We start from the raw sequence: 13,093 nt of genomic DNA on the forward strand, positions 1-13,093 counted from the left end.
GTGGTGGAATGTTCGTCCGGGGGGAGGAACCATTGACGTCCGAGTTGACTGCGGGAGATGTATTTGCGGAGCGATACCGCATCGAACGGCGCCTTGCAGCGGGTGGCATGGGAGCGGTCTATGAAGTGGTGCACCTCGAGACGAACCGGCGCCGCGCGCTGAAAGTGCTGCACAACAAGTTTTTGGAGAACGATTCGTTACGAAGTCGCTTCCGCCAAGAAGCTCGCGTCGCAGCCGAAATCGAAAGCGAGTACATCGTCGACGTCTTCGACGCGGGCATCGATACCACGACGGGCATGCCCTTTCTCGTGATGGAACTGCTTCGGGGCGAAGACGTGCGCAAACGCGTTCGTCGCGACGGACCGCTGCCTGCCGAAGATGCCCTCCGTTTCCTCTATGAAACCTCGCTGGCGCTGGAAAAGACGCACCAAGCGAACATCGTGCATCGCGATCTCAAGCCGGACAACTTGTTCCTCTGCGAGCGCGAACATGGGCCGCCCCGCATCAAAGTGCTCGACTTCGGCATCGCCAAAATCGTCGCGGATGGCACGATCCAGACGCAAGTCACGCAATCGCTCGGAACGCCCATGTACATGGCGCCCGAGCAGTTCTCGATGGGCAGTACGGTATCGCCAGCAACCGATATCTATGCACTTGGACTCATTGCGTACACGATGCTCGCGGGCAAACCCTATTGGACCCTCGAGTCCAAAAAAGCTCGCTCACCCATCGCATTCGCCTTGCATGCAGCAAAAGGGCCCGCGGAAAGCCCGAAAGCTCGAGCTGCGCGGCTAGGTGTCGAGTTGCCCGAAGCCTTCGACGCATGGTTTTTCCGAGCAACCGCCGAAGAACCAACCGAGCGGTTTCCATCGGCCCTTGCCGCAGTCGCCGAACTTGCCGAAGTGCTCGGCGTGCCGTTGCCACACGAATCCTCACGAGGCAAGGCCATTCTGGAGCAACGATCGATTCCGCCGCCGTCGATGGAGCGACGATCGATTCCGCCGACATTGATGGAGCGACGATCGATTCCGCCGGCAGCCATGGAATCCGCACCTCAACCGCCTTCGGAGAGTGCCTCCGCCGCGTCGGATGGGCCCATTTCGATGACGCTGCATGGCGCGGGCACTTCTGCTGGCGATGTCCTCGACGCAATATCGCAAAAGATTCGGAAACAACCGCTCCTCGCTGCCGCTTGTGTCCTGGCAACGTTCATGGCGGGTTCGCTCGTCAATGTGCTGCTTCCCGCGCGGTCCCCGCGTGACCCCTCGGACGCGTCGACCATGGGCGTCGACGCATCGAGCGCCAATGCCGCGGCCGAAAGGATTGCGCCGTCAGCCGAGCCGACACCGACCATTGCATCAGCGCCGGCCGCATCGGCCTCGGCCGCGCCCATCGAGCCGGAATCGACCATAAAGACACCAGCGGCGTCCACAACGTCGTCTGCGGCGCCTGCGGATCCAGCGCCGACGAAGAAAAAAACAGTACGTCCAAGCATACCTGTAAAACAGCCATCCGATGGCGTGATCTGGAACAATGATTGAATGCATTTTCCCTCATGTGCGAAGGGAACCGAACGCACGCGTAGGTGGTGTGACATGAACCGATGGCTTTTCGCTCTCGCACTTCAAGGGCTCATTGCTATGTGGTCGACTGCAGCGGGCGCGCAGCAGACGGTCGTTGCGTCGACCTTGTTTCAACAGGCCGTGTCGAAAATGGCGGTGGGGCAATTTTCGGAGGCCTGTCCACTTCTCGAAGAAAGCTACCGCCTCGAAGCAAAGTCCGGGACGCTCTTTACATTGGCCAATTGCCGGGACCGAGAAGGCAAAGTGGCCACCGCGAGCGTCCGGTACAGCGAATATTTACGTGCCTATGCGAACATGAGCGAATTGGAAAAGAAAAAACACGCCGGTCGAGCCAATGTGGCCGAAACGCGTGTTCGAGAGCTCGAGCCGGAGCTGCCCACATTAAAAGTCGTACGGCAGGGCGAGCTCCCCGCAGGCGTAACGATACGCGTCAACAATGTGCGGCTGACGCCTCGAACCTTGAACTTGCCGTTGCCATTCGACCCAGGGACGCACGAAATCACCGTCGAGCAGAAAGGAACGGAGCCTATCAAACGCACCGTCACATTGGAGATGGGGCATGCGGCGACATTCGATATCGACGCAGACGTATCGCTTGTAAAACCTCTCGTTGAGGATACTTCGACCCAAGCGCCGTCCCCAATACTGCCGCCGCAACCCAAAAAACCGGCTGCAAACCCGAGGCGACTGGCAGGTTTCATTACGCTTGGCGTGGGCGGCGCTGGTCTCGTATTCGGCGGTGTCATGGGAGCGCTTGCTCTCGTTGAAAAGCAAACGGTCGATGAGCATTGCGATACGACGACGGGAACGTGCAATGCCCAGGCCGGAATCGATGCTGAAAACAGGAGGCGCCTTTATGCGCCCCTGAGCACGGGTGGTCTCATTGCTGGGGGAATTTTGGCGGCTGCGGGCGTGGTGCTCGTCGTGACGGCACCTTCGCCGGCCAAAGAAAAGCCGATGGCCCTGACCGTGCGCGCCGGGGGCGTGCCGGGAGGCGGGTTCGTCGGTATAGGGGGGCAATTTTGATGCGTGCAAAATGTCTATTTGTCGTGGGTCTTTTGGTTGGCGCGGGCGGATGCGCCGAAATCACCGATGCGAATGCGCCCTATACGCTCACGGAGAGCAGCTCGTCATCCGGCGGCGCTGGAGGTGGAGACACGGGTGGAATGGGCGGCATGGGCGGCAGCGGCATTCAATGCGCGACGGATGCCGATTGCCCTGCAACGGGGCAAGTTTGCACGGTGCCTGCGTGTATCGACGGAACATGTGGAACCCGAAATGCGCTCAATGGGACGCCTGCGGATACCACCGTGCAGAAAGTGGGGGATTGTAAAATCATCGTTTGCGACGGTTTGGGCGGCACGAAAGCCATCCATGACGATACCGACGTGCCCGACGATGCCAATCCATGCACAATCGACACATGTGAAAACGGCGCTCCAAAGATGACGAACGTCCCCGCGGACACGCTCGCGAGCCCCACGCTCCAGCAGCCCGGGGACTGCAAAAAAGTCATTTGCGACGGGATGGGGGGCCAGAAAACCGTCATTGACGATACCGACATGCCCGACGACGGCAACCAATGCACCATCGACACCTGTTCGAACGGTGCCCCGCTGATGACGAACGTCGACGTGAATACCCCGTGCGGCCTCAATCAAAAATGCAACGCTTCAGGTCAATGCGGCTGCATGAAAATTGCCGATTGCGACAATACGTATAGCTTCTGCAAACAGCGTTCGTGTAACGCGGGCGTATGCGGTATCGAATACCTCGAAGTCGACACGCCACTTCCAGCAAGCGATCAAATCGTCGGGGATTGCAAAGTCGATGTCTGCGACGGCGACGGGAACGTCCTGACCAAGGTCGACGAGAACGACGTTCCGGTCGATGGCAACGAGTGCACGCAAGACAAGTGCAACTCCGATGGCACGCCATCGAATCCGCTCGCGCCGCTCCTCGCGCCATGCATACTCGGCGACAATGATGTTTGCGATGGGTTCGGCGCATGCAAGAAATCGAATGGCAAACCGTGCGCCGGGGGCGACGAGTGCGTCACGGGCATTTGCATGGATGGTTTTTGCTGCGACACGGCGTGTGATGACACGTGCAAGTCGTGCGGCGTCGCAGGAAAGCTCGGCACATGTGCCAATATCCCTCTCGGATCGATCGACGGCAATGCCACGATGACGTGCGCTGGCGCGAACGTATGCAATGGGGCCGGTCTATGCAAGCTTGCCAATGGGCAATCGTGCACGTCGGACAGCCAATGCGCGAGCGGCAATTGCAAGAATGGCCAAAACAAATGCCAGCCGTGATGCGGTAAGTCGATGCAGCGTGATTACTTGGCGGCTTTTTTGCAACATGTCACGCGCACCGTGAAGAATGACGTCGCACGATGGATTGAGCATTCGAGAAGGTGGCGTGATCTCCTGACCGAGCACCACGCATTCACCACGCTTCGGTTATCGTATTCGGAAATATATACAACTCGTTGCTTCGATCCTCGTAACACGGAAGAATCTCTTTTGCGCGTTCCGCTGCACACGATGACACCTCGTCCAAAAGCGGAAGCGAAAGGCTGCGGAGCGGGCGGAGCACGTCGGCATGCCGCTCGAGCACGTCGAGCAATGCATCTTCGTCGCTGATTTCCCCTTCGAGCCACAACGTATGCAAAGACGGCGGCAACCCTCGGCTCGAAAGCTCGTCGAGGAATACCGTAATGTCATCGAGGCCCCGAACGCGTGCCCATTCGAGGCGCGGGGCATCGAGCGTCGACAATGCAATGGCACACGTTTTGTCATGACATTCGCTGGGCATCTCCTCGCGAAGCATGATTGCGAGCTTTTGGAGGCCCGGCAACGAGCACTCTCCAAGCGTTTCCACCTGTGAGGTGCGTAGCGGCTCGCCCAGCATCTGCAATTCGTTCAATGCCGAGTGCTCGAATGGCCGAAGCTCGAAATCTCCGTTCACCATTGCACGTTGTAGATTCGGCATCGCTACGAAAATGGTGCTGATGTCCCCTTGTTGAAACGCAGGGTCCACGGGCATGATGTTGGTGAGGACCAAGCTGCGGACAGTGGGCAGGGATTTGCCAATGAACGCTCGACTCAAGCGCTCGGTCGGTGGTGTCCGCGATGAAATATCGGCGACCACCATCGGAGGCTTTTCTTCTTGCATACGATCGACGCTTTTCGCAAGCGTCTCGCTCGACATGCGGCGATCCACGACGAGTACGAATCGACCCGGCGACCGATCGGTCTTTGGAAAGCCACCTGCGGGAGTGGACGGCCAGTCAGCTCAGGAGGAAGAACGATGGTGTCGGAAGCTTGCTCCACCTCACGTACGCGGTATCCGGCACGTTTACGAAGCGCGACGAAACACTCGACGTGTGCCGCCGCCTCCGCGGCGCTCGCGAATTCTTGAACCACGCGATTACGCGAGTCGGTGTCACGCCACCGGATGTCGGTCAAGAGGTGTTTTCCAGGTGCAAAACGCGCCATTCGTTCCTGCTCTTGCTTGTGCGTGAAGAGGTAGCTCGTCGCCATGACAAACGCGAGGATACAGCCACCGCGTCGCGAACTCCAGAGGTTTGTCGGAGGTCGTCAACGCGCACGCGCACGCGAAAACCGCACCTTCCCGAATCGCTGGCTCGACTTCCCGACCAGGATCGCCACCTCACGCCGGCGCAAGTCGCCCTCGCCCACGAGAAACCCGACCTTACCGAGACGCAAGACGGCGAAACGCGTCCGGGATCCCCACCTTCCGGAGACGGAAGATGCCCCTTGCCAACCAGGATCCCCGGTTGACGTGGACGCAAGGTCGCCTTCCCGACAGCAGATCCTCCCTTGGCGGACACGTCAGGTGGCAAACCTCGACGAAACGGCCGATTGACATGGACGTCAATGACTCTTTGCAAAGAAATTTCTCGAATGACCGAGATGTAAATGAGCCATCGCTCGGTGGGATTTCGATCCGACATGGGCGCTCGCCCATGAACGCTCGCGCCTTGCTCGTATGCCAAGGCTCCGCCGCGCGTCTCTTCGCCATGCCGTCGTCATGTCTCGGTCGTTGCCTCGATGCGTTCGAGCAATGCTTGCTCACTCCGCGAAATACGCGCCGTACCCGTGTGTCGTGGGTGCTCACTTCACGGAGCCCACAGCGCGCAAATCGCTCACAAGCTGGCGTCGCGCACAGACCGTTCCGTGGATGACGTTGGCATTCCGATAACTGTCCCTGGTATGCCGATTGCCCACCAAGCGCAATTCGCAATTACATGGAATTCATGACAAGGGGATTGGCATGCCGTCCTCGGCATTGGAGTCCCCCCAGCATCGAGACACGATGACCCATGTGTCCGCATCGATGTCGACCGAAGGGTGATGCGTATGCTTCGAAATGATTGTGCCCGCATTCGTCAAGGATTTGTTCCACGGTCGTTATCGCATTCTACGCGTCATTGAAAACGACCGCGCCGGCGCAATGTACGAAGCCTTGGACATGATGACGAATGCGCACCGAATCCTCAGAGTGGTGCAAGCTGAAGCCCTTGCGGGCACGGGTATTCGCATACGGTTCAAAAGCGACGAGCCTCTCTTGGATGCCGGAAACGTTGCATTTCTCTCCGATGCGGGCCTCGATGACGACACGCGGAGCCTCTTTTTAATCATGGACTTGGCCGAGGATTCCGAACTGGAACCCATCACGCGACAACGCGTCATTCACGTGGACGCATCCGGAACGGTCAACGAGGACGTGGCCGTTGTGAACGAGGCGTGCGCCATGACCCGTCGGCGCGCTTCCGTGCCTCTACCATTGCCGCCTCCATTGCCACTGCCGACGCCGCCGCCGCCAAGGCCATCACAAGCGTCGATGCCATTGTTGCATGAATCGCCTCGATCATCCGCCGCATTGCGCAATACGCAGCGCAATGAGCGGATGTTTGGGGCAGCGCACTTCTTGGTGCTCGCCGGCATTGCGACCGGCGTGGGAAGCGTCGTGTACTTCGGCCTGGGTCCCGCGGAGAGTCGACCCATGCCCGATCGCACGGGCATGGCCATGGTGGATTCGCCGGAAACCTTCGCTGCGAATTCGTCAGCGCCAATGGCGTTCGAAATGGCGCCTCGTGCCGCAGCCTCTGCTGTTGCCGCTACGGAGGCGAATGTGCCGGACGCGAGCGTGCCGGCGAATTGGTTGCCCAGCGAAGCGGAATCCAAAAAGCCGGAAGCATCGGTGCCGGAAACGGCTCTGCCAGCGCAACCCATAACGACGCCGACGGCCATAACGCCGCCGAAAACGACGCCACCAAAAACCTCGATACGGGAGACCGCAAAGCCGATCGCTGCGCAGCCGACAGCGCCGCCAGCGACGACAAAACCATCCGCGACCAGCGGCAGGCCCGCCCAAACGAAACGACACCGCGAAAGCATTTTTTGACCGCGTTCCGAGAGAGGTGAATTCGAGCATGCGCACGCAGTTCATGATTGGTTTGTCGCTATTCACTCTGCCGTCGTGGGCTCTTGCCGACGAAGCAGTGCAGCCGCCCGATCCGAACGTACTTTACGATGAAGCGCTTTCCGCAATGGACGCCGGCGATTACGAAAAAGCTTGTCCCATGATCGAGCGCGTAACGCAAATGCTGCCGGACGGATTGGGCGCAAAGTTCACGCTCGCCGAATGTCATGAAGAGCATGGGAAACTCGGCAATGCCTACATGATGTACGTGCTCGTCGAGAAGGCAGCGCGAGAGCAAGGACAGGCGGAACGGAGTCAAAAGGCCTCGGCACGAGCCGATGCGCTGCGCCCGAAGCTTGGACAGATCAAATTCACGGGACCTCAATCGCTCGCGAGCGGTTATGATTTGCGCGTCGAGATCGACGGGATCGCCATCGAATCGACACAACTCGAGCAGCCTCGATACGTCGATCCCGGCATCCACCAAGTCGTCGCATTTGCCAAAGGTGTTCGGCGCAGCGGCAGCACCATCGACATCGATGCCGGTGCAGTCCACGAAATGCCCATTCGGGAATTGTTGAATCTTCCCGCACGCGATTCGCAATCGAATGCTTCGGCGCCCATCGAGACGGCGGAAAGTTCGTCCCCATCGACGCTGCCCTCGTGGGATCAGGAACCGAATGCGCCGAAACCTGTGGAGAAACGAGGTTTTCCCGTTTGGCAAACGGTCGTCGGCGGGCTCGGGCTCGCCGCGATCGGTGCCGGCGTTGGCTTCAAACTCGATAGCGTCGATGCCGAACGGAAGCTCGTCGAGCAATGCGGCGAAGACCTGCTTTGCCCGCGCAATTCGTATTACCATCCCGAGGCGGACAACGACCGGAAGAATCGAAGTTTCGGCCTGTTTTTGGGCATGACGTCACTCGGAGCCATGGCGCTCGGCACGGCGGCGGTGGGAATGATCCGCTGGCACACGGCCAAGCAGACGCCGAAAACGGGCCTCATCGTGCAACCAACGTTTTCCCCCGCGCATGGCGGAGTCATCTTTTCGGGGAGGTTTTGATCATGACCCATCGCCAGTTGGGCATTACGCTCTTCGGTCTCGGTGTCGGACTTTCCACGAGCCTCATGGGTTGTCCGGTACAAGACGCCCAGTTCGAGCCGCTTGCGAATGATTGGGACGTTGCATCGAGCGGCGTCGGCGGAGAATCAAACACGTCATCGACTGGCTCGGGGGCTGGAGGGGGAATGGGTGGCGCTGGTGGTCCGATTGGCGCTGGTGGAATAGGTAGCGCTGGTGGTATGGGAGGCGCTGGTGGTATGGGAGGCGCTGGAAGCGGCGCTGGTGGTATGGGTAGCGCTGGAAGTGGCGCTGGTGGTATGGGAGGCGCCACGAGCTCCAGCTCTTCATCGAGCAGCGGTGGACTTGGTGCCAATGGTACGCCATGCGAAACCGCGGCCGATTGCATGAGCAACGTTTGCGAAGACAGCGTTTGTTGCGAAACCACATGCGCAGAATGCCACCGCTGCGATCAGCCAAATGCGATGGGCACTTGCATACCCCTGGGAGTGGGCAGCGACGATTGCGCGACTGCCGGCGAGTTTTGCAGCGATCAGCAGCAGTGCGCTTGTGGCGTGTCCAAACCTCCGCCCGGCGGCAGTTGTCCAAATAAATGGACGAAAGGCCCCACGGATGGGTCGTGCTTGCGCCTATGCGATGCCAACAATGGTCCCAACTCGTGCAAAGACTCGACGATCGTGTGCCCTGTAGGTTTCGACTGTTATGTGGAATGCTCCGGGAAAACAAGTTGCAGCGGCAACACGACCATCCAATGTCCCGCAGACCATGCGTGCAACGTGAAATGTACGGACAAGGACGCTTGCAAAGGGAATACCGAAATCATCTGCAGCTCGAATGCACCTTGCACGCTCGAATGTTCCGGATCTTCCACGGCTTGCGACTCGGCGACGTTGAAATGCGGAGACAATGCGTGCACCGCTATCTGCAGCGGGAGCGCAAAACCCAATATCGTGCCGAACAATTCCTGCGGTCCCGTTGCTTGCCCGTAGTCGACGATTGCCTACCGATATCGCCATCATCCGCCGGCTTGGCCGTGGTTGACTCGTCACACCTCACGCCGTAACCCGGGCCGGGGGTGCGGCGCGTTTAGCTTGACGCATTGGGGCTCGGCGGCGAGCCACTCCGCCCAAGCTCCACTCGCCCCTTGACCAGGCCGCTCGGTCTCCCCATAGTGACCCGCCGGTCAATAATGCCTCGCGTCGCCGATCCACGCACTCGCATCCTCCTGCTCCGCGCCGCTGAAGCGGTGTTCGCGGACCGCGGCCTTGCTGCGGCCAAGGTCGAGGAAATCACGTCGCGCGCAGGCGTGTCGAAGGGCGCGTTTTATCTCCACTTCAAGAGCAAAAACGACTGCTTTCGCCAGATCGTCGAAGGTGTCCTCGCAAGGCTCGCCACCGCCGCTCGACATCCGGCTCGGGAGACCGTCACGGGCCCGAGCGACGTGCCCAACATGCTCGAAAGCAGGCTGCAAGAGAGCGTCGAGCTGTTCGAGTTCTGCTGGCAAAACCGTGGGATCATGAAAATGATCCTCGATGGTGGCGGCGGCTCACCCTACGCGTACCTCATCGACGAATTCGCCGCAGGCATCGTGCAGCAAAGCGAAGTTTGGATCGCGCACGGCGTCGCGATGGGTATCTACCGCAGCGACATCGATCCGACGATCGTCGCGCGACTCATTTCAGGCACGTACGAACGTCTCGTCCGCGAGCTCATCAAGCAACCGCGACGACCCGACATCGAAGGCTGGGCACGGCAAGCCCAAGATCTCCTCACGCGGGGCCTGTTCCCGCCCGGCGTGAGCACGGTTCTTGACCAGAAGGTCAAAATGCATGCCGCGGCCAAAGCTCCACGCTCGCCGCAAGCAGAGGCAAAATCCAATAAATACGGCGACAAATACGACTGCATCGCCTCGCAAGTTCAACGGGTGGGCTGTGTTCGCAATTCTCATGGCCATCGCCATCACAGGGCTCGTCGGCGCTCGCGTGAAGGCGAAAGTCGCGCAAAACAAAGAGCTCGAAGCGTCGAGACAAACCACACAGGCCGCCGCTGGAGCTGATGCAAAGGCACCCACGGTGACGGCGACGGGCGTCGAGATCATCTCGCCAATGCCGACGAAGTGGCAGCCGCGCGTGGACATCACCGGCACACTCGAGCCGATTCAGCAAGCCGATGTGGGCTTCAAGATGGGCAGGCGGCTCCTGGCGATCAAAGTGAAGAGCGGCGATACGGTCAAGACGGGGGCAAGTGCTCGGCATCATCGACGCAGCGGAAGCAGCAGCGCAAGCACGCGTGGCGCAAACGGGCGTGAAGGTCGCCGAGATCTCGCTCGACATGGCCAAAGACGGGCAAAAGCGCACCGACACGTTGTTTCAACAAAACGCCATTGCCGAAGCGGAAAAGACGACGTCGACGCAACGCGCCTTGCTCGCCGCAGCGCAGCTCGAACAAGCGCGCGCGCAAGCGAAGGCCGTGTCGGTGACGCTGTCGAACGCGACGTTGACCGCGCCTTTCGCAGGGCTCGTGACGCGCGTTCCCCCAGGCATCGGCCGGATCGTTGGGCCGGGTGAACCGCTCTTTCACATCGAGGACACGTCGGTGCTCAAACTATCAGCGTCGCTTTCGGAGAGCGATGACGTGTCGTCGTCGTTGGCTCGACGGTGACCATCGAAGGTGCGGCAAACGCGACGGGAAAGGTGACGGCGGTGCTTGGATCGCTCTATCCGCAAACGCGTCGCGTGCCGCTCGTGGCCGAGATCCCGAACGGTACGGATTCAGGGCTTTTGGCAGGCTCGTTCGTGCGAGCGCAGGTGGTTGCAGAAGCGCCGGTGGACGCTTTGGAGCTGCCCGGATCGGCGATTCGTCCAGGATCGCAGGATGAAGTGGTGGTCGTGAAAGACGGCAAAGCGCACCTCGTGCGGGTGTCTTTCGCGAACGGCGCGAGTGGAACGATTTACGTGCGCAAGGGGCTCGATGCATCCGATCGCGTGGTCGCTCGTCCGCGAAGCGAAACGAAACGAAGGCGACGCGATCGACCTTGCTCCCGCGGCAAAGTGAAGTTTGCCCTGACGATTGATTTTGCGTTCGAGGAATTGGCATGAACATTTCAGCAATTGCGATCAAGCGGCCCGTGTTCACGGTGATGGTGGCCGTTGCGCTGCTGGTGCTGGGCATCGTCGGCTACAGAAACTCGGGACCGATCTCTTTCCGAACGTTGCATTTCCGGTCGTGAGCGTGACGATCCTCCCCGGCGCGGGAGCCCGGCGGAGATGGACACCCAAGTCACGAAGCCCATCGAAGACGTGGTGGTTTCGCTGAACGGGATCGATCAGGTGCGTTCGTTTTCGCGCGAAGGTGTCGACGACGGTCGTCATTTTCAAGCTCGACGTGGATGTTCAGGAAGCGGCGACGCAAGTGCGTGAACGCGTCGCACAGGCGAGGTTCAAGCTACCGAACGACATCCAAAGACCCGTCATTTCGCCTCGATACCGATGCCGTACCGGTGTTGATTTACGTTGCGAGGTCGACGGGGGCTCAGTGAAATCCACAATTTCGCCGATGATGTGATTCGTCCAGCGCTCGAACAAGTGGATGGGTCGCGGCGGTGAACATTCGCGGCGGCGCCGAACGCGAAGTGAAGGTGCTGCTGGATCGCGCGAGGATCGACGCGCTTCGCGTGCAACCGGCGCAGATCGTGGGCGCCGATCAAAGCGGCCAGCAGGTAGTACCTGCGGGTCGTTACGAAGCCGGGGAAAAGAAATCAGCGTTCGAGCCATCGAGGCTCGGCGAAGTCGACGCACTGCGCGACATCGTGGTGGCCATGTCGCAAGACGGCTCATCAGTGCGCCTGCGCGATGTGGCCGACGTGCAAGACGGTTTCGAGAGAATGCGGACGCGGATCCGCGTGAACACGGATGAAGCGGTCGCGTTCGAGGTGATCAAGCAAACGGTCGGAACACGGTGGAAGTTGCCGACGGAGTACGCGCGAAGCTCGCCGAGGATCAGAAAAGGATTCCCCGAGGATTTGAAGACGTCGCTGATCATGGATCGGTCGACGTTCATCATGAAAACGCGCACGAGGTGCGAATCGCCATTTGGTACGGCGGGGCGATGGCGATCCTGATCATCCCGATCTTCATGCTGGATCTGCGATCGACGCTCATCAGTGCGGTCGCTTTGCCGACGAAGCGTGGTGTCGACGTTTTCTTGATGTACGTGCTCGGCTTCACGCTGAACATGATGACGCTGCTCGGCCTGTCGCTCGCGATTGGTCTCTTGATCGACGATGCGGTCGTGGTTCGCGAGAACATCTTCAAGCATCTCGAGCGCGGGAACCTCAATGGGCAGCGCTGAACGGGACGAAAGAGATTGCCCTGAGCGTGCTCGCGACGACGATGACGATCGTGGCGGTGTTCGTTCCGGTCGCGTTCATGACGGGCATCGTGGGTCAATTTTCAGGCAGTTTGGACTCACGGTGTCGGGCGCGGTGCTCGTGTCGCTGTTCGTCGCGTTCGATCGATCCGATGTTGTCGTCGCGTTTTTCAAAGACCATTGCGCATGGCGCCAAGATTCGTTCGCGTGGCTGAAGCGGCCTTTCGGTGGCTGTTTTCGTCGATGGACAATGCGTACCGGGGATGCTCGGAGTGGGTCGTGCGACACAAGCTGATCGTGGGCCTGTTGGCGCTCGTCGCTCGTGGGGTCAGGGATGCTGATGGGCCTGATAGGCTCGGACTTCGTGAACGCCGAATCGCGCGGTGAGAGAGTCATGGCGGAGGTGGAGTTTTCCGGCAGCGACGTCTGGAGGAGACAGCGCGTCGGTCGTACGAAGCCGAAAAAATTATTGGAGAGACTAAGGATTCCGGACGTGTACGCGACGCCGGGACCCGAACGGCGAGGTGAACAAAGGTTCACTGGGCGCATTCTGACGTCGAAGAAGGGCGGTCGGACGGTGACGCTGTCGCGGATCAAAGACCAAGTGCGC

Annotated in this window: 15 protein-coding genes; 14 read left to right on the forward strand and 1 reads right to left on the reverse strand. The window is 59.9% G+C overall.

The features are described 5' to 3' along the window. The first annotated feature begins 32 nt into the window (after positions 1-32). From IPM54_30960 to IPM54_30970, 3 genes are read left to right on the forward strand one after another with little or no spacing between them, the layout of a single operon-like run. Entirely contained in the window at positions 33-1,541 is a 1,509-nt protein-coding gene (locus IPM54_30960) for a protein kinase (GenBank protein MBK9264209.1), read from the forward strand. Positions 1,542-1,595: 54 nt separating this feature from the next. Beyond that, positions 1,596-2,609 carry a hypothetical protein gene (locus IPM54_30965; GenBank protein MBK9264210.1) on the forward strand — a complete coding sequence of 338 codons (1,014 nt, stop codon included), beginning with the start codon at positions 1,596-1,598 and terminating at the stop codon, positions 2,607-2,609. Between the two features lie 23 nt (positions 2,610-2,632). Continuing rightward, positions 2,633-3,901, forward strand: a complete 1,269-nt coding sequence (locus tag IPM54_30970) for a hypothetical protein (GenBank protein MBK9264211.1) — start codon at positions 2,633-2,635, stop codon at positions 3,899-3,901. A gap of 133 nt (positions 3,902-4,034) precedes the next feature. Here the strand turns inward: IPM54_30970 and IPM54_30975 are convergent, their stop codons facing one another. Then, positions 4,035-4,799, reverse strand: a complete 765-nt coding sequence (locus tag IPM54_30975; GenBank protein ID MBK9264212.1) for a hypothetical protein — start codon at positions 4,797-4,799, stop codon at positions 4,035-4,037. A 1,182-nt stretch (positions 4,800-5,981) separates the two neighbouring features. Between IPM54_30975 and IPM54_30980 the strand changes: the two genes are divergently transcribed. The 11 genes from IPM54_30980 to IPM54_31030 all read left to right on the forward strand — a co-directional run. Further along, positions 5,982-7,019, forward strand: coding sequence for a hypothetical protein (locus tag IPM54_30980; protein ID MBK9264213.1), 1,038 nt, complete (start codon positions 5,982-5,984; stop codon positions 7,017-7,019). A 28-nt stretch (positions 7,020-7,047) separates the two neighbouring features. Beyond that, positions 7,048-8,097, forward strand: coding sequence for a hypothetical protein (locus tag IPM54_30985; protein ID MBK9264214.1), 1,050 nt, complete (start codon positions 7,048-7,050; stop codon positions 8,095-8,097). A 2-nt stretch (positions 8,098-8,099) separates the two neighbouring features. Further along, entirely contained in the window at positions 8,100-9,104 is a 1,005-nt protein-coding gene (locus IPM54_30990) for a hypothetical protein (protein ID MBK9264215.1), read from the forward strand. 257 nt (positions 9,105-9,361) lie between these two features. After that, positions 9,362-10,171, forward strand: coding sequence for a TetR/AcrR family transcriptional regulator (locus IPM54_30995; GenBank protein ID MBK9264216.1), 810 nt, complete (start codon positions 9,362-9,364; stop codon positions 10,169-10,171). A gap of 188 nt (positions 10,172-10,359) precedes the next feature. Continuing rightward, positions 10,360-10,776: an HlyD family efflux transporter periplasmic adaptor subunit gene (locus IPM54_31000; protein ID MBK9264217.1), complete on the forward strand. Its 417-nt coding sequence runs from the start codon at positions 10,360-10,362 to the stop codon at positions 10,774-10,776. After that, positions 10,773-11,213 (forward strand): hypothetical protein, encoded by a 441-nt coding sequence (locus IPM54_31005; protein ID MBK9264218.1) that lies wholly within the window; start codon positions 10,773-10,775, stop codon positions 11,211-11,213. Before IPM54_31000 ends, IPM54_31005 begins: the two co-directional genes overlap by 4 nt. Then, on the forward strand, positions 11,210-11,344 hold the full coding sequence (locus IPM54_31010; protein ID MBK9264219.1) for an efflux RND transporter permease subunit: 135 nt from the start codon (positions 11,210-11,212) through the stop codon (positions 11,342-11,344). The genes IPM54_31005 and IPM54_31010 overlap by 4 nt, the downstream gene beginning before the upstream one ends. Before the next feature lie 37 nt (positions 11,345-11,381). Beyond that, positions 11,382-11,534, forward strand: coding sequence for an efflux RND transporter permease subunit (locus tag IPM54_31015; protein ID MBK9264220.1), 153 nt, complete (start codon positions 11,382-11,384; stop codon positions 11,532-11,534). Positions 11,535-11,716: 182 nt separating this feature from the next. Continuing rightward, entirely contained in the window at positions 11,717-12,235 is a 519-nt protein-coding gene (locus IPM54_31020; GenBank protein MBK9264221.1) for an efflux RND transporter permease subunit, read from the forward strand. After that, entirely contained in the window at positions 12,207-12,698 is a 492-nt protein-coding gene (locus tag IPM54_31025) for an efflux RND transporter permease subunit (protein ID MBK9264222.1), read from the forward strand. Before IPM54_31020 ends, IPM54_31025 begins: the two co-directional genes overlap by 29 nt. A 179-nt stretch (positions 12,699-12,877) precedes the next feature. After that, the coding region (locus tag IPM54_31030) for a hypothetical protein (protein ID MBK9264223.1) at positions 12,878-13,093 on the forward strand (216 nt) is incomplete at its 3' end.

Source organism: Polyangiaceae bacterium, from assembly GCA_016715885.1.
In the GTDB taxonomy this organism is placed as follows: domain Bacteria; phylum Myxococcota_A; class Polyangia; order Polyangiales; family Polyangiaceae; genus Polyangium.